The organism is Kluyvera sp. CHPC 1.251 (genome assembly GCF_036759945.1).
Classification (GTDB): Bacteria; Pseudomonadota; Gammaproteobacteria; order Enterobacterales; family Enterobacteriaceae; genus Kluyvera; species Kluyvera sichuanensis.
Window position 1 is genome coordinate 1 of the sequence record NZ_JAPKIC010000018.1, and the last position, 17,825, is coordinate 17,825.

The window sequence follows — 17,825 nt, forward strand, 5'->3', positions numbered from 1 at the left end:
CAAATAAGTGAAGAAGCCCATCCTGACGGATGGGCTTTTTTGCGTCTGCGGGAAAGTAAAAGAGCGGTGAATATCCCGGGGTCGCTGTGCTCGCCCGGGCTACATTGCTATGCCATTTCTCTCCTCTATATAACCGCAAGCCTTCCCCGAGCAGATACGGTAAACTATCGTCGATTCAGCATCAGGAAAGCAGCTATGACCCACTCCCTAAAACCCTGGAATACCTTCGGCATTGACCATTGTGCAAAGCACATCGTATGCGCTGAAAATGAACAACAATTACTGAGCGCCTGGCAGCAATCTACCCGTGAAGGGCTGCCTGTTATGATCCTGGGTGAAGGTAGTAACGTCCTGTTTCTGGAAGATTATTCCGGCACGGTGATCCTTAACCGCCTGAAAGGTATCGAGGTGAGCGAAACGGCTGATGCATGGCATCTGCACGTTGGCGCGGGGGAAAACTGGCATAGTCTGGTGCGTTATGCGCTGGATAACGGTATGCCTGGCCTTGAAAACCTGGCGCTTATTCCTGGCTGTGCGGGGTCATCCCCAATTCAGAACATCGGCGCCTACGGCGTTGAACTGCAGCATGTCTGTGAATATGTCGATTGCATCGAGCTGGCAACCGGAGAACGTCAGCGCCTCAGCGCCGAAGAGTGCCAGTTTGGCTATCGTGATAGTATCTTCAAGCATGCCTACCAGGATCGTTTTGCGATTGTTGCCGTAGGCTTCCGACTGGGAAAAGTGTGGAAACCGGTACTAACATACGGCGATCTTACGCGACTTGATCCGAAAACAGTGACTCCGCGAGAGGTGTTCGACTCCGTTTGCCACATGCGCATGACTAAGTTGCCGGATCCAAAGATCAGCGGCAACGCGGGTAGCTTCTTTAAGAACCCAGTAGTGAGCGCCGGCTATGCCGAAACGCTGCTGACAAACTTCCCGAAAGCGCCGCATTATCCGCAGGCTGATGGCAGCGTTAAGCTGGCCGCAGGATGGCTTATCGATCAGTGTCAGCTAAAGGGTCATATTGAGGGTGGTGCTGCCGTTCATCAACAGCAGGCGCTGGTACTGGTTAACGTTGACCACGCGCAGAGTAGCGATGTGGTTAAGCTAGCACACCATGTCCGCCAGCAGGTGGGCGACAAATTTAACGTCTGGCTTGAACCTGAAGTCCGCTTTATCGGGCGTGCAGGTGAAGTGAGTGCGGTTGAGGTAATCAAATGAAAGACAATACGGTGCCATTAACGCTCATCTCTCTGCTGGCCGACGGTGATTTTCACTCCGGCGAGCAGTTGGGCGAAAAGCTTGGCATGAGCCGCGCAGCGATCAACAAACATATCCAGACCTTACGTGATTGGGGTGTTGATGTCTTTACCGTACCCGGCAAAGGGTACTGTCTACCGGAGCCAATCCAATTACTGGAAGCAGAGCGCATTCGCCGGGCAGTCGATTACGGTGACGTAGCCGTACTCCCGGTTATCGACTCCACGAACCAATATCTGCTCGATCGCATTGGTGAATTGAAATCCGGCGATGCCTGCGTTGCAGAATATCAGCAGGCAGGTCGAGGCCGTCGTGGCCGTAAGTGGTTCTCACCGTTCGGCGCTAACCTCTATCTCTCCATGTACTGGCGCTTAGAACAAGGGCCGGCGGCGGCGATTGGCCTGAGCCTGGTGATTGGTATTATCATGGCTGAAGTATTACAGAGGCTGGGCGCCGATAAGGTACGGGTGAAGTGGCCAAACGATCTTTACCTGAATGACCGCAAACTGGCTGGCATTCTGGTTGAGCTGACCGGTAAAACCGGTGATGCTGCGCAGATTGTTATTGGTGCTGGGATTAACCTTGTCATGCGCCGTGTTGAAAACGATGTGATTAATCAAGGCTGGATCAACCTGCAGGAAGCCGGCATCGTTATCGACCGCAACGTGCTGGCAGCGCGCTTGATTAACGAGCTGCACGATGCCTTGCACCTCTTCGAGCAGGAAGGGCTGGCGCCTTATCTTTCACGCTGGGATAAATTAGATAACTTTATCAACCGCCCGGTTAAGTTAATTATCGGCGATAAAGAGATATTTGGTATTTCACGCGGCATTGATACGCAAGGGGCATTATTGCTGGAACAGGATGGGGTGATAAAACCCTGGATGGGCGGCGAGATTTCACTGCGCAGTGCAGAATAAAAAAAGGGAGCTTCGGCTCCCTTTTCTTTTATTTATCACGATTATTTCCGCAGACGAACCTGCTCAACGGAGTGGTTGGCGCTTTTGGTCAGGATCAGACTCGCGCGCTCACGCGTTGGTAAGATATTCTCGTTTAAATTTATGAGGTTAATCTCATTCCATAATGACGTGGCCACGTTAACCGCTTCTTCTTCAGAAAGCTGGGCATAGTTATGGAAATAAGAATCCGGATCGGTAAATGCACCTTCACGGAATTTCAGGAAGCGGTTGATATACCAGGACTGTAATAACTTCTCTGGGGCATCAACATAAATAGAGAAATCAACGAAGTCGGAAACAAATACATGATGCGGATCGTGAGGATAGTCCATCCCACTCTGTAGTACGTTGAGTCCTTCCAGAATTAATATATCTGGATGGGTAACCGTTTTATCGCCATCTGGAATAACATCATAAATAAGATGGGAATACACCGGTGCGGTGACGTCGGGTACCCCTGACTTCAGGTCAGAGACAAACTTCACCAGGCGATGCATATCGTACGATTGCGGGAAGCCTTTCTTCTTCATCAGCCCGCGCTCTTTCAACACCTCATTTGGATGCAGGAAGCCATCGGTGGTGATGAGTTCAACGCGGCGATGTTCGGGCCAGCGGCTCAGCAACGCCTGCAATACACGCGCGGTCGTGCTTTTACCTACCGCCACGCTGCCAGCGATACTGATGATATAAGGAATACGCTGGCCGTTGGTGCCAAGGAACTGCTCCAGCACCGCCTGACGACGCAGGTTAGAACTAATATAGAAGTTCAGTAAACGTGACAAAGGCAAATAGATCTCCGCCACTTCCTCCAGCGACAGATCTTCGTTGATACCTTTTAAGCGTGTAATTTCGCCTTCAGTCAGGGTCATTGGCACGGAATCGCGCAGCGCCGCCCACTGACTACGATTGAACTGTAGATAAGGTGTCATTAACGTTTGCTCTTGTTTTCTCATAAGCATGTTCTGGCTGCCACGCTGATAACACGCGACGCTTCACATTCAGTTAATCAGGACAATGGGCAGGAGGTTAACACCAGATGGAATATAAAAAGAAGAAAAAATCCAAATGAGTGGTGCTTTCGTGAGAAAACCCCAGAGTTTGTTGCCAACTCAGCCGGTGAGCGTAAGTGATAGGTAATAGTAAAGAAGCGAAGCTGCTAATGATGACGGATAGTCAGGTACACGCGGGTCTGAAATGACATCAGCAAGCTGCAGAGAATAGGGAGAATTGCGCTATTTTTGTTCACGAAAATACCATTCTGCTGAGTTTTTACGCTTGAGTGCACAAAACATGAGCGATAGAACATTTTATGCAAATTTTTAGTTGCATGTCGCCGCAGGTCTCCATAGAATGCGCGCTACTTGATGCCGACTTAGCTCAGTAGGTAGAGCAACTGACTTGTAATCAGTAGGTCACCAGTTCGATTCCGGTAGTCGGCACCATCAAGTACCTGGTGGGGTTCCCGAGCGGCCAAAGGGAGCAGACTGTAAATCTGCCGTCACAGACTTCGAAGGTTCGAATCCTTCCCCCACCACCACTTTTCGGCTAAGCATTGCGAAGCCAGAGTTGGTCGGTAAAATGACGAACTCAAACAAAGAAAAGAGAGCAATCTCTTTTTTTTGGCACAGAAAGAACTGGGTAGCCGAGTTTTAGGATGCGGGCATCGTATAATGGCTATTACCTCAGCCTTCCAAGCTGATGATGCGGGTTCGATTCCCGCTGCCCGCTCCAGACGTGCTGATATGGCTCAGTTGGTAGAGCGCACCCTTGGTAAGGGTGAGGTCCCCAGTTCGACTCTGGGTATCAGCACCACTTCTCTTCTCCCTCCCGTTTCTCTCTGTTTAAATTAATGCATTCAACATTTCAGGCGTTTTGTCTGGTTGATGTGGTGATATCACCGATTTATCCGTGTATTAGAGGGACTATCGATGTCTAAAGAAAAATTTGAACGTACCAAACCGCACGTCAACGTCGGTACTATCGGCCACGTTGACCATGGTAAAACTACCCTGACTGCTGCAATCACTACCGTACTGGCTAAAACCTACGGCGGTGCTGCTCGTGCTTTCGACCAGATCGATAACGCACCGGAAGAAAAAGCTCGTGGTATCACCATCAACACTTCCCACGTTGAATATGACACCCCGACTCGCCACTACGCACACGTAGACTGCCCAGGCCACGCCGACTATGTTAAAAACATGATCACCGGTGCTGCGCAGATGGACGGCGCGATCCTGGTTGTTGCTGCGACTGATGGCCCTATGCCACAGACTCGTGAGCACATCCTGCTGGGTCGTCAGGTAGGCGTTCCTTACATCATCGTGTTCCTGAACAAATGCGACATGGTTGATGACGAAGAGCTGCTGGAACTGGTTGAAATGGAAGTTCGTGAACTTCTGTCCCAGTACGACTTCCCAGGCGACGATACCCCAATCATCCGTGGTTCTGCTCTGAAAGCGCTGGAAGGCGACGCAGAGTGGGAAGCGAAAATCATCGAACTGGCTGGCTTCCTGGATTCTTACATCCCAGAACCAGAACGTGCTATCGATAAGCCGTTCCTGCTGCCAATCGAAGACGTATTCTCCATCTCCGGCCGTGGTACCGTTGTTACTGGTCGTGTAGAGCGCGGTATCATCAAAGTTGGTGAAGAAGTTGAAATCGTTGGTATCAAAGACACTGCTAAGTCTACCTGTACCGGCGTTGAAATGTTCCGCAAACTGCTGGACGAAGGCCGTGCTGGTGAGAACGTTGGTGTTCTGCTGCGTGGTATCAAACGTGAAGAAATCGAACGTGGTCAGGTTCTGGCTAAGCCAGGCTCTATCAAGCCGCACACCAAGTTCGAATCTGAAGTGTACATTCTGTCCAAAGACGAAGGCGGCCGTCATACTCCGTTCTTCAAAGGCTACCGTCCACAGTTCTACTTCCGTACTACTGACGTGACCGGTACCATCGAACTGCCAGAAGGCGTTGAGATGGTAATGCCAGGCGACAACATCAAGATGGTTGTGACTCTGATCCACCCAATCGCGATGGACGATGGCCTGCGTTTCGCAATCCGTGAAGGCGGTCGTACCGTTGGCGCGGGCGTTGTTGCCAAAGTAATGAGCTAATTGCTGATAACATTTGACGCAATGCGCAATAAAAGGGCATCATTTGATGCCCTTTTTGTACGCTGTCGAACCAGAACCTGGCTCATCAGTGATTATTTTTGCCATAATCATTGCTGAGACAGGCTCTGTAGAGGGCGTTTAGTCCGAAACTTACTTTCGGTTTGGATCGCCTCGCTCTCGCGGGGTGGAAATGTTTGTAGAATACTTCTGACAGGTTGGTTTATGAGTGCGAATACCGAAGCTCAAGGGAGCGGGCGCGGCCTGGAAGCGATGAAGTGGGTAGCTGTTGCCGTGTTGCTTATCGTGGCAATCGTGGGCAACTACCTCTATCGCGACATGATGCTGCCGCTGCGTGCGCTGGCCGTAGTAATTATTATTGCTGCAGCGGGTGGTGTCGCGCTGTTGACGACGAAAGGCAAAGCGACCGTTGCGTTTGCGCGTGAAGCGAGAACGGAAGTTCGTAAGGTGATTTGGCCGACTCGCCAGGAAACGCTGCACACTACGCTGATCGTTGCTGCGGTCACTGCGGTAATGTCACTGATCCTGTGGGGACTGGATGGTATTCTGGTTCGCCTGGTATCCTTTATCACTGGCCTGAGGTTCTAAGATGTCTGAAGCACCTAAAAAGCGTTGGTACGTCGTTCAGGCGTTTTCCGGTTTTGAAGGCCGTGTAGCCACTTCGCTGCGCGAGCATATCAAATTACACAACATGGAAGAGCTGTTTGGCGAAGTCATGGTTCCGACCGAAGAAGTGGTCGAAATTCGTGGCGGCCAGCGTCGCAAGAGCGAGCGCAAATTCTTCCCAGGCTACGTGTTAGTTCAGATGGTGATGAACGATGCGAGCTGGCACCTGGTGCGTAGCGTTCCGCGCGTAATGGGCTTTATCGGCGGTACCTCTGACCGTCCGGCTCCAATCAGCGACAAAGAAGTTGATGCGATTATGAACCGCCTGCAGCAGGTTGGTGATAAGCCGCGTCCTAAAACGCTGTTTGAACCGGGTGAAATGGTTCGCGTTAGCGACGGTCCATTCGCTGACTTCAACGGTGTGGTTGAAGAAGTGGATTACGAGAAGTCTCGCCTGAAAGTCTCCGTCTCTATCTTTGGTCGTGCGACCCCGGTAGAACTGGACTTTGCTCAGGTAGAGAAAGCGTAAGGCTGCGATCAAAAAAGCATCGATCTAATCGTTGCATAGGGCGCGAAATTGACATACAATTTCGCGCCTTTTGTTTTTATGGGCACATGCCTGTAAAACGAATTTTTATATCACGGGGAGCCTCTTAGAGGCGCTATCACCCACATAGAGGATTTTAGAATGGCTAAGAAAGTCCAAGCCTACGTTAAGCTGCAGGTTGCAGCTGGTATGGCAAACCCAAGTCCACCAGTTGGTCCAGCTCTGGGTCAGCAGGGTGTGAACATCATGGAATTCTGCAAAGCGTTCAACGCAAAAACTGATTCCATCGAAAAAGGTCTGCCAATTCCGGTTGTTATCACCGTTTACGCTGACCGTTCTTTCACCTTCATTACCAAAACGCCTCCAGCAGCAGTTCTGCTGAAAAAAGCAGCTGGTATTAAGTCTGGTTCCGGCAAGCCGAACAAAGACAAAGTTGGTAAAATTTCCCGCGCTCAGCTGCAGGAAATCGCGCAGACCAAAGCTGCCGACATGACTGGCGCCGACATTGAAGCGATGACTCGCTCAATCGAAGGTACTGCACGTTCCATGGGCCTGGTAGTGGAGGATTAAGAAATGGCTAAACTGACCAAGCGTATGCGCGTGATCCGTGACAAAGTTGATGCTACTAAGCAGTACGACATCAACGAAGCTATTGCTCTGCTGAAAGAGCTGGCCACTGCTAAGTTCAACGAAAGCGTTGACGTTGCCGTTAACCTCGGTATCGACGCTCGTAAATCTGACCAGAACGTACGTGGTGCAACTGTACTGCCACACGGTACTGGCCGTTCCGTTCGCGTTGCCGTATTTACCCAGGGCCCTAACGCTGAAGCAGCTAAAGCTGCTGGCGCAGAGCTGGTAGGTATGGAAGATCTGGCTGACCTGATCAAAAAAGGCGAAATGAACTTCGACGTTGTTATCGCATCTCCAGATGCAATGCGCGTTGTTGGCCAGCTGGGCCAGGTTCTGGGCCCACGTGGTCTGATGCCAAACCCGAAAGTTGGTACTGTAACTCCTAACGTTGCTGAAGCGGTTAAAAACGCTAAAGCTGGTCAGGTTCGTTATCGTAACGACAAAAACGGCATCATCCACACCACCATCGGTAAAGTGGACTTTGACGCTGACAAACTGAAAGAAAACCTGGAATCTCTGCTGGTTGCGCTGAAAAAAGCAAAACCAACTCAGGCTAAAGGCGTGTACATCAAGAAAGTTAGCATCTCCACCACCATGGGTGCAGGTGTTGCAGTTGACCAGGCTGGCCTGAGCGCTGCTGCAAACTAATGCCTTTACGTGGGCGGTGATTTTGTCTACAATCTTACCCCCACGTTTGCTAACAAAAGTTAGCGGCTAAAAGATTTGTTCGTTGGAGCCTGGCCTATCCAGGCCTCCGTCGAAGACCGCAGGTGTTTCGCAAGAAACTTAATGCCCTGCGTAGACGGTGACAGAACGCTAAGATTATTTTTAATACTCTGGCTTGTTTCTGCTCACCGTATTAAGACGCTCTCTCCATTGGGGAGAGTGAAGTGAGTTCCGGAACATGAGTTCCGGCAAACATCCAGGAGCAAAGCTAATGGCTTTAAATCTTCAAGACAAACAAGCGATTGTTGCTGAAGTCAGCGAAGTAGCCAAAGGCGCGCTGTCTGCAGTAGTTGCGGATTCCCGTGGCGTTACTGTAGATAAAATGACTGAACTGCGTAAAGCAGGTCGTGAAGCTGGCGTATACATGCGTGTTGTTCGTAACACCCTGCTGCGCCGCGTCGTTGAAGGTACTCAGTTTGAATGCCTGAAAGACACGTTTGTTGGTCCGACCCTGATTGCATACTCTATGGAACACCCGGGCGCTGCTGCTCGTCTGTTCAAAGAGTTCGCGAAAGCGAATGCAAAATTTGAGGTCAAAGCCGCAGCCTTTGAAGGTGAGTTAATCCCGGCATCGCAGATCGATCGCCTGGCAACTCTGCCGACCTACGAAGAAGCAATTGCACGCCTGATGGCAACCATGAAAGAAGCTTCGGCTGGCAAACTGGTTCGCACTCTGGCTGCTGTACGCGATGCGAAAGAAGCTGCTTAATCGCAGTCCTCTTTGTAAAGTATCTGCTTACGTATAAACTTATTCTGATTTTCAGGAACAATTTAAATGTCTATCACTAAAGATCAAATCATTGAAGCAGTTGCAGCTATGTCCGTAATGGACGTTGTAGAACTGATTTCTGCAATGGAAGAAAAATTCGGTGTTTCCGCTGCTGCTGCTGTAGCTGTAGCTGCTGGCCCGGCTGAAGCTGCTGAAGAAAAAACTGAATTCGACGTAATTCTGAAAGCTGCTGGCGCTAACAAAGTTGCTGTAATCAAAGCAGTACGTGGCGCAACTGGCCTGGGTCTGAAAGAAGCTAAAGACCTGGTAGAATCTGCTCCAGCCGCTCTGAAAGAAGGCGTGAGCAAAGATGACGCTGAAGCACTGAAAAAATCTCTGGAAGAAGCTGGCGCTGAAGTTGAAGTTAAATAAGCCAACTTTTCTAGTTGAAGCCTGAGAAATCAGGCCGATGGCTGGTGACTTTTTAGTCACCAGCCATTTTGCGCTGTATGGCGCCAGTAGCATTTCACACTGTTTGACTACTGGTTGTCCTGACAATGCATGTTTCTATCGACGACTTAATATATTGCGACAGGGTGCTCGCTCTGTGTAAATCGCAATGAAATGGTTTAAGCGTGATAGCAACAGGTATTGCGGAAAGTGTTCCATTTTCCGGTCAACAAAATAGTGTTGCACAAACTGTCTGCCAATGGACAGATGCGTCGACTTGTCAGCGAGCTGAGGAACCCTATGGTTTACTCCTATACCGAGAAAAAACGTATTCGTAAGGATTTTGGTAAACGTCCACAAGTTCTGGATGTCCCATATCTCCTTTCTATCCAGCTTGACTCGTTCCAGAAGTTTATCGAGCAAGATCCTGAAGGTCAGTATGGTCTGGAAGCTGCTTTCCGTTCCGTATTCCCTATCAAAAGCTACAGCGGTAACTCCGAGCTGCAATACGTCAGCTACCGTCTGGGCGAACCTGTCTTTGACGTTCAGGAATGTCAGATTCGTGGCGTGACCTATTCCGCACCGCTGCGCGTAAAACTGCGTCTGGTGATCTACGAGCGCGAAGCGCCGGAAGGCACCGTAAAAGACATTAAAGAACAAGAAGTCTACATGGGCGAAATTCCGCTCATGACCGACAACGGTACCTTTGTTATCAACGGTACTGAGCGTGTTATCGTTTCTCAGCTGCACCGTAGCCCAGGCGTCTTCTTTGACTCCGATAAAGGTAAAACCCACTCTTCGGGTAAAGTGCTGTATAACGCGCGCATCATTCCTTACCGTGGTTCCTGGCTGGACTTCGAATTCGATCCGAAGGACAACCTGTTCGTACGTATCGACCGTCGCCGTAAACTGCCTGCGACCATTATTCTGCGTGCGCTGAACTACACCACTGAGCAGATCCTTGACCTGTTCTTTGAGAAAGTTGTTTTCGAAATTCGTGACAACAAGCTGCAGATGGAACTGATTCCAGAACGTCTGCGTGGCGAAACCGCCTCCTTCGACATCGAAGCGAACGGTAAAGTGTACGTTGAAAAAGGCCGCCGTATTACTGCGCGCCACATTCGCCAGCTGGAAAAAGACGATATCAAGCATATCGAAGTTCCGGTTGAGTACATCGCTGGCAAAGTTGCTTCTAAAGACTACGTTGACGAATCTACTGGCGAGCTGATCTGCGCAGCTAACATGGAGCTGAGCCTGGATCTGCTGGCTAAGCTGAGCCAGTCTGGCCACAAGCGTATCGAAACGCTGTTCACTAACGATCTGGACCACGGTGCATACATTTCTGAAACTGTACGCGTCGACCCAACTAACGATCGTCTGAGCGCGCTGGTAGAAATCTACCGCATGATGCGCCCTGGTGAGCCGCCAACTCGTGAAGCTGCTGAAAGCCTGTTCGAGAACCTGTTCTTCTCCGAAGACCGCTATGACCTGTCTGCGGTTGGTCGTATGAAGTTCAACCGTTCTCTGCTGCGCGACGAGATCGAAGGTTCCGGTATCCTGAGCAAAGACGACATCATCGAAGTGATGAAGAAGCTCATCGATATCCGTAACGGTAAAGGCGAAGTGGATGATATCGACCACCTCGGCAACCGTCGTATCCGTTCCGTAGGCGAAATGGCGGAAAACCAATTCCGCGTTGGCCTGGTACGTGTTGAGCGTGCGGTAAAAGAGCGTCTGTCTCTGGGCGATCTGGATACCCTGATGCCTCAGGATATGATCAACGCCAAGCCGATTTCTGCAGCAGTGAAAGAGTTCTTTGGTTCCAGCCAGCTGTCTCAGTTTATGGACCAGAACAACCCGCTGTCTGAGATTACGCACAAACGTCGTATCTCCGCACTCGGCCCGGGCGGTCTGACCCGTGAACGTGCAGGCTTCGAAGTTCGAGACGTACACCCGACCCACTACGGTCGCGTATGTCCAATCGAAACGCCTGAAGGTCCAAACATCGGTCTGATCAACTCCCTGTCCGTGTACGCACAGACTAACGAATATGGCTTCCTCGAGACGCCGTACCGTAAAGTGACCGACGGTGTTGTAACCGACGAAATTCATTACCTGTCTGCTATCGAAGAAGGCAACTACGTCATCGCTCAGGCGAACTCCAACCTGGATGACGAAGGCCACTTTGTAGAAGATCTGGTTACCTGCCGTAGCAAAGGCGAATCCAGCTTGTTCAGCCGCGACCAGGTTGACTACATGGACGTATCCACCCAACAGGTGGTATCCGTCGGTGCGTCCCTGATCCCGTTCCTGGAACACGATGACGCCAACCGTGCATTGATGGGTGCGAACATGCAACGTCAGGCCGTTCCAACTCTGCGTGCTGATAAGCCGCTGGTTGGTACCGGTATGGAACGTGCTGTTGCCGTTGACTCCGGTGTTACTGCAGTTGCTAAGCGTGGCGGTACCGTTCAGTACGTCGACGCATCCCGTATCGTTATCAAAGTTAACGAAGACGAGATGTATCCGGGCGAAGCGGGTATCGACATCTACAACCTGACCAAATACACCCGTTCTAACCAGAACACCTGTATTAACCAGATGCCTTGCGTGTCTCTGGGTGAGCCAATCGAGCGCGGCGACGTGCTGGCAGATGGCCCGTCCACCGACCTGGGTGAACTGGCGCTGGGTCAGAACATGCGCGTGGCATTCATGCCATGGAACGGTTACAACTTCGAAGACTCCATCCTCGTATCCGAGCGTGTTGTTCAGGAAGACCGTTTCACCACCATCCACATTCAGGAACTGGCATGTGTGTCCCGTGACACCAAGCTGGGGCCAGAAGAGATCACCGCTGACATCCCTAACGTGGGTGAAGCTGCGCTCTCCAAACTGGATGAATCCGGCATCGTTTACATTGGTGCAGAAGTGACCGGTGGCGACATTCTGGTTGGTAAGGTAACGCCGAAAGGTGAAACCCAGCTGACGCCAGAAGAGAAGCTGCTGCGTGCTATCTTCGGTGAGAAAGCGTCTGACGTTAAAGACTCTTCTCTGCGCGTACCAAACAGCGTTTCCGGTACTGTTATCGACGTTCAGGTCTTTACTCGCGATGGCGTAGAAAAAGACAAACGTGCGCTGGAAATCGAAGAGATGCAGCTGAAGCAGGCTAAGAAAGACCTGTCTGAAGAACTGCAGATCCTCGAAGCTGGCCTGTTCAGCCGTATCTACGCTGTGCTGGTTGCCGGTGGTGTCGAAGCTGAGAAGCTGGACAAACTGCCTCGCGATCGTTGGCTGGAACTCGGTCTGACCGACGAAGAGAAACAGAATCAGCTGGAACAGCTTGCTGAGCAGTACGACGAGCTGAAACACGAGTTCGAGAAAAAACTCGAAGCGAAACGCCGCAAAATCACCCAAGGCGACGATCTGGCACCGGGCGTGCTGAAGATTGTTAAGGTATACCTGGCCGTTAAACGCCGTATCCAGCCTGGTGACAAAATGGCAGGTCGTCACGGTAACAAGGGTGTAATTTCTAAGATCAACCCGATCGAAGATATGCCGCACGATGCTAACGGTACGCCGGTAGATATCGTACTGAACCCGCTGGGCGTACCATCGCGTATGAACATCGGTCAGATCCTTGAAACCCACCTGGGTATGGCTGCGAAAGGTATCGGCGATAAGATCAACGCCATGCTGAAACAGCAGCAAGAAGTCGCGAAACTGCGCGAGTTCATCCAGCGTGCTTACGATCTGGGCTCTGATGTTCGTCAGAAAGTTGACCTGAACACCTTCACCGATGATGAAGTGCTGCGTCTGGCTGAAAACCTGAAGAAAGGTATGCCAATCGCAACGCCAGTATTTGACGGTGCAAAAGAAGCGGAAATTAAAGAACTGCTGCAACTGGGCGGTCTGCCATCTTCTGGCCAGATTACCCTGTTCGACGGCCGTACCGGTGAACAGTTCGAGCGTCAGGTAACCGTAGGTTACATGTACATGCTGAAACTGAACCACCTGGTCGACGACAAAATGCACGCGCGTTCTACCGGTTCTTACAGCCTGGTTACTCAGCAGCCGCTGGGTGGTAAGGCTCAGTTCGGTGGTCAGCGCTTCGGGGAGATGGAAGTGTGGGCGCTGGAAGCATACGGCGCCGCCTACACCCTGCAGGAAATGCTCACCGTTAAGTCTGATGACGTGAACGGCCGTACTAAGATGTATAAGAACATCGTAGATGGCAACCATCAGATGGAACCGGGCATGCCGGAATCCTTCAACGTACTGTTGAAAGAAATCCGCTCGCTGGGCATCAACATCGAACTGGAAGACGAGTAATCCTCGCTCAAACAGGTCACTGCTGCCGGGGTCATTCCCGGCAGTGGATTGTGCTAACTCCGACGGGAGCAAATCCGTGAAAGATTTATTAAAGTTTCTGAAAGCGCAGACTAAAACCGAAGAGTTTGATGCGATCAAAATTGCTCTGGCCTCGCCAGACATGATCCGTTCATGGTCTTTCGGTGAAGTTAAAAAGCCGGAAACCATTAACTACCGTACGTTCAAACCTGAGCGTGACGGCCTTTTCTGCGCCCGTATCTTTGGGCCGGTAAAAGATTACGAGTGCCTGTGCGGTAAGTACAAGCGCCTGAAACACCGCGGTGTGATCTGTGAGAAGTGCGGCGTTGAAGTGACCCAGACTAAAGTGCGTCGTGAGCGCATGGGCCACATCGAGCTGGCATGTCCAACTGCCCACATCTGGTTCCTGAAATCGCTGCCGTCCCGTATCGGTCTGCTGCTCGATATGCCTCTGCGCGATATCGAACGCGTACTGTACTTCGAATCTTATGTTGTTATCGAAGGCGGTATGACCAACCTGGAACGCCAACAGATCCTGACTGAAGAGCAGTATCTGGACGCGCTGGAAGAGTTCGGTGACGAATTCGACGCGAAGATGGGTGCGGAAGCTATCCAGGCCCTGCTGAAGAGCATGGATCTGGAGCAAGAGTGTGAAACTCTGCGTGAAGAGCTGAACGAAACCAACTCCGAAACCAAGCGTAAAAAGCTGACCAAGCGTATCAAGCTGCTGGAAGCGTTCGTACAGTCTGGCAACAAGCCAGAGTGGATGATCCTGACCGTTCTGCCGGTTCTGCCGCCAGATCTGCGTCCGCTGGTACCGCTGGATGGTGGTCGTTTCGCGACTTCTGACCTGAACGATCTGTATCGTCGCGTCATTAACCGTAACAACCGTCTGAAGCGTCTGCTGGATCTGGCTGCGCCAGATATCATCGTACGCAACGAAAAACGTATGCTGCAGGAAGCGGTTGACGCCCTGCTGGATAACGGTCGTCGCGGTCGTGCGATCACCGGTTCTAACAAACGTCCTCTGAAATCTTTGGCCGATATGATCAAAGGTAAGCAGGGTCGTTTCCGTCAGAACCTGCTCGGTAAGCGTGTTGACTACTCCGGTCGTTCTGTAATCACCGTAGGTCCATACCTGCGTCTGCATCAGTGCGGCCTGCCGAAGAAAATGGCACTGGAGCTGTTCAAACCATTCATCTACGGCAAACTGGAACTGCGTGGCCTCGCCACCACCATCAAAGCCGCTAAGAAAATGGTTGAGCGCGAAGAAGCTGTCGTTTGGGATATCCTGGACGAAGTTATCCGCGAACACCCGGTTATGCTGAACCGTGCACCAACACTGCACCGTCTGGGCATCCAGGCGTTTGAGCCAGTACTGATCGAAGGTAAAGCTATCCAGCTGCACCCGCTGGTTTGTGCGGCATACAACGCCGACTTCGATGGTGACCAGATGGCTGTTCACGTACCGCTGACGCTGGAAGCCCAGCTGGAAGCGCGTGCGCTGATGATGTCTACCAACAACATCCTGTCCCCAGCGAACGGCGAGCCAATCATCGTTCCTTCTCAGGACGTTGTATTGGGTCTGTACTACATGACTCGTGACTGTGTTAACGCCAAAGGCGAAGGCATGGTGCTGACTGGCCCTAAAGAAGCTGAGCGTATCTATCGCGCAGGTCTGGCCTCTCTGCATGCGCGCGTTAAAGTGCGTATCACCGAGTACGAAAAAGATGAAAACGGCGAATTCGTTGCGCACACCAGCCTGAAAGACACGACCGTTGGCCGTGCCATTCTGTGGATGATCGTACCGAAAGGTCTGCCTTACTCCATCGTCAACCAGGCGCTGGGTAAGAAAGCTATTTCCAAAATGCTGAACACCTGTTACCGCATTCTGGGCCTGAAGCCGACCGTTATCTTTGCTGACCAGACCATGTACACCGGCTTTGCTTATGCAGCGCGCTCAGGCGCCTCTGTCGGCATCGACGACATGGTTATCCCAGAGAAGAAATACGAAATCATCAGCGAAGCGGAAGCTGAAGTTGCTGAGATTCAGGAGCAGTTCCAGTCTGGTCTGGTAACCGCTGGCGAACGCTACAACAAAGTTATCGATATCTGGGCTGCGGCGAACGATCGTGTATCCAAAGCGATGATGGATAACCTGCAAACTGAAACCGTCATTAACCGTGAAGGTAAAGAAGAGCAGCAGGTTTCCTTCAACAGCATCTACATGATGGCCGACTCCGGTGCGCGTGGTTCTGCAGCACAGATTCGTCAGCTGGCAGGTATGCGTGGTCTGATGGCTAAGCCAGATGGCTCCATCATCGAAACGCCAATCACCGCGAACTTCCGTGAAGGTCTGAACGTACTCCAGTACTTCATCTCCACTCACGGTGCTCGTAAAGGTCTGGCGGATACCGCACTGAAAACAGCGAACTCCGGTTACCTGACTCGTCGTCTGGTTGACGTGGCACAGGACCTGGTCGTTACTGAAGACGACTGTGGCACCCTGGAAGGCATCACCATGACCCCGGTTATCGAGGGTGGTGACGTTAAAGAGCCACTGCGCGATCGCGTACTGGGTCGTGTGACTGCTGAAGACGTTCTGAAGCCGGGCACCGCGGACATTCTGGTTCCACGTAACACGCTGCTGAACGAGCAGTGGTGTGATCTGTTGGAAGAGAACTCCGTTGACTCCGTGAAAGTGCGTTCCGTTGTATCCTGTGACACCGACTTTGGTGTATGTGCGCACTGCTACGGTCGTGACCTGGCGCGTGGCCACATCATCAACAAAGGTGAGGCTATCGGCGTTATCGCTGCACAGTCCATCGGTGAACCTGGTACACAGCTGACGATGCGTACGTTCCACATCGGTGGTGCGGCATCTCGTGCGGCTGCTGAATCCAGCATCCAGGTGAAGAACAAAGGTAGCATCAAGCTCAGCAACGCGAAGTCGGTTGTGAACTCCAGCGGTAAACTGGTTATCACTTCCCGTAACACCGAGCTGAAACTGATCGACGAATTCGGTCGTACCAAAGAAAGCTATAAAGTGCCTTACGGCTCCGTTATGGCTAAAGGTGATGGCGAGCAGGTTGCCGGCGGTGAAACCGTTGCAAACTGGGATCCACACACCATGCCGGTTATCACCGAAGTAAGTGGTTTCATCCGCTTCACTGACATGATCGACGGCCAGACCATTACTCGTCAAACTGACGAACTGACCGGTCTGTCTTCTCTGGTTGTACTGGACTCCGCTGAACGTACCGCGGGTGGTAAAGACCTGCGTCCAGCACTGAAAATTGTTGATGCTCAGGGCAATGACGTTCTGATCCCAGGCACCGATATGCCTGCTCAGTACTTCCTGCCGGGTAAAGCGATTGTTCAGCTGGAAGATGGTACTCAGATTCACTCTGGTGACGCGCTGGCGCGTATTCCTCAGGAATCCAGTGGTACTAAGGATATTACCGGTGGTCTGCCACGCGTTGCGGATCTGTTCGAAGCACGTCGTCCGAAAGAGCCGGCAATCCTGGCTGAAATCAGCGGCATCATTTCCTTCGGTAAAGAAACCAAAGGGAAACGTCGTCTGGTTATCACCCCGTTAGACGGTAGCGATCCATACGAAGAGATGATTCCGAAATGGCGTCAGCTCAACGTGTTCGAAGGCGAACGTGTAGAACGTGGTGACGTGGTTTCCGACGGTCCAGAAGCTCCGCACGACATCCTGCGTCTTCGTGGCGTACACGCGGTAACGCGTTACATCACCAACGAAGTACAGGACGTTTACCGTCTGCAAGGCGTTAAGATTAACGATAAGCACATTGAAGTTATCGTTCGTCAGATGCTGCGTAAAGCGACCATCGAAAGCGCTGGTAGCTCCGACTTCCTGGAAGGCGAGCAGGTTGAATACTCCCGCGTCAAGATTGCTAACCGCGATCTGGAAGCGAACGGCAAAGTGGCGGCAACGTATTCCCGCGACCTGCTGGGTATCACCAAAGCGTCTCTGGCAACCGAGTCGTTCATCTCTGCAGCATCGTTCCAGGAGACCACGCGTGTCCTGACCGAAGCAGCCGTTGCGGGTAAACGCGACGAACTGCGCGGCCTGAAAGAGAACGTTATCGTGGGTCGTCTGATCCCAGCGGGTACCGGTTATGCGTACCATCAGGATCGCATCCGTCGCCGTGCGGCGGGCGAAGTTTCTGTCGCACCTCAGGTGAGTGCAGAAGAAGCGACCGCGAGCCTGGCAGAACTGCTGAACGCAGGTCTGGGTGGTTCTGATAACGACTAATCGTTCACGCTAGTGCGATAAGTTGAAAAGGCCAGTCTTCGGACTGGCCTTTTTTATGCCCATTTTTCGCTTATTTCCTCCTGACTGCGCCTGGAAACCTCCCTGGAATATTGTGCAGTGCCTCACTCTGACCCGCATTTTGCTTGACTATACTCCATCGGGTAGTGCGTCTAAC

At 51.7% G+C, this 17,825-nt stretch carries 12 protein-coding genes and 4 tRNA genes; 15 read left to right on the plus strand and 1 reads right to left on the minus strand.

The window, feature by feature from the left end:
- Positions 1-195: 195 nt before the first annotated feature.
- Positions 196-1,224: a UDP-N-acetylmuramate dehydrogenase gene (gene murB / locus V6940_RS21880; RefSeq protein ID WP_333497317.1), complete on the plus strand. Its 1,029-nt coding sequence runs from the start codon at positions 196-198 to the stop codon at positions 1,222-1,224.
- On the plus strand, positions 1,221-2,183 hold the full coding sequence (gene birA / locus V6940_RS21885; RefSeq protein ID WP_333497318.1) for a bifunctional biotin--[acetyl-CoA-carboxylase] ligase/biotin operon repressor BirA: 963 nt from the start codon (positions 1,221-1,223) through the stop codon (positions 2,181-2,183). The genes murB and birA overlap by 4 nt, the downstream gene beginning before the upstream one ends.
- A gap of 41 nt (positions 2,184-2,224) precedes the next feature.
- Here birA and coaA read toward each other — a convergent pair whose 3' ends face one another.
- Positions 2,225-3,175 carry a type I pantothenate kinase gene (gene coaA, locus V6940_RS21890; protein WP_220439817.1) on the minus strand — a complete coding sequence of 317 codons (951 nt, stop codon included), beginning with the start codon at positions 3,173-3,175 and terminating at the stop codon, positions 2,225-2,227.
- A 413-nt stretch (positions 3,176-3,588) separates the two neighbouring features.
- Between coaA and V6940_RS21895 the strand changes: the two genes are divergently transcribed.
- The 13 genes from V6940_RS21895 (at position 3,589) to rpoC (ending at position 17,650) form a co-directional block, all read left to right on the plus strand.
- Positions 3,589-3,664 (plus strand) — tRNA-Thr (locus V6940_RS21895).
- 10 nt (positions 3,665-3,674) lie between these two features.
- A tRNA-Tyr gene (locus V6940_RS21900) sits at positions 3,675-3,759 on the plus strand.
- 119 nt (positions 3,760-3,878) lie between these two features.
- Positions 3,879-3,953 (plus strand) — tRNA-Gly (locus tag V6940_RS21905).
- Positions 3,954-3,958: 5 nt separating this feature from the next.
- Positions 3,959-4,034: transfer RNA gene (locus V6940_RS21910), tRNA-Thr, on the plus strand.
- 116 nt (positions 4,035-4,150) lie between these two features.
- A complete protein-coding gene (gene tuf / locus V6940_RS21915) occupies positions 4,151-5,335 on the plus strand; it encodes an elongation factor Tu (RefSeq protein WP_115074753.1) in 1,185 nt (394 codons plus the stop codon).
- 222 nt (positions 5,336-5,557) lie between these two features.
- Positions 5,558-5,941: a preprotein translocase subunit SecE gene (secE, locus tag V6940_RS21920; RefSeq protein WP_035895925.1), complete on the plus strand. Its 384-nt coding sequence runs from the start codon at positions 5,558-5,560 to the stop codon at positions 5,939-5,941.
- Between the two features lies 1 nt (position 5,942).
- Positions 5,943-6,488 (plus strand): transcription termination/antitermination protein NusG, encoded by a 546-nt coding sequence (gene nusG, locus V6940_RS21925; RefSeq protein ID WP_002438628.1) that lies wholly within the window; start codon positions 5,943-5,945, stop codon positions 6,486-6,488.
- A gap of 159 nt (positions 6,489-6,647) precedes the next feature.
- Entirely contained in the window at positions 6,648-7,076 is a 429-nt protein-coding gene (gene rplK / locus V6940_RS21930) for a 50S ribosomal protein L11 (RefSeq protein WP_012133815.1), read from the plus strand.
- 3 nt (positions 7,077-7,079) lie between these two features.
- A complete protein-coding gene (rplA, locus tag V6940_RS21935) occupies positions 7,080-7,784 on the plus strand; it encodes a 50S ribosomal protein L1 (RefSeq protein ID WP_035895924.1) in 705 nt (234 codons plus the stop codon).
- A 289-nt stretch (positions 7,785-8,073) separates the two neighbouring features.
- Positions 8,074-8,571, plus strand: coding sequence for a 50S ribosomal protein L10 (rplJ, locus tag V6940_RS21940; protein ID WP_001207203.1), 498 nt, complete (start codon positions 8,074-8,076; stop codon positions 8,569-8,571).
- A gap of 66 nt (positions 8,572-8,637) precedes the next feature.
- On the plus strand, positions 8,638-9,003 hold the full coding sequence (gene rplL / locus V6940_RS21945) for a 50S ribosomal protein L7/L12 (RefSeq protein WP_006176746.1): 366 nt from the start codon (positions 8,638-8,640) through the stop codon (positions 9,001-9,003).
- A gap of 318 nt (positions 9,004-9,321) precedes the next feature.
- Positions 9,322-13,350: a DNA-directed RNA polymerase subunit beta gene (gene rpoB, locus V6940_RS21950; RefSeq protein WP_185669940.1), complete on the plus strand. Its 4,029-nt coding sequence runs from the start codon at positions 9,322-9,324 to the stop codon at positions 13,348-13,350.
- Positions 13,351-13,426: 76 nt separating this feature from the next.
- Complete coding sequence (rpoC, locus tag V6940_RS21955) at positions 13,427-17,650, plus strand: DNA-directed RNA polymerase subunit beta' (protein ID WP_333497319.1); 4,224 nt, start codon at positions 13,427-13,429, stop codon at positions 17,648-17,650.
- The last annotated feature ends 175 nt before the right edge of the window (positions 17,651-17,825 follow it).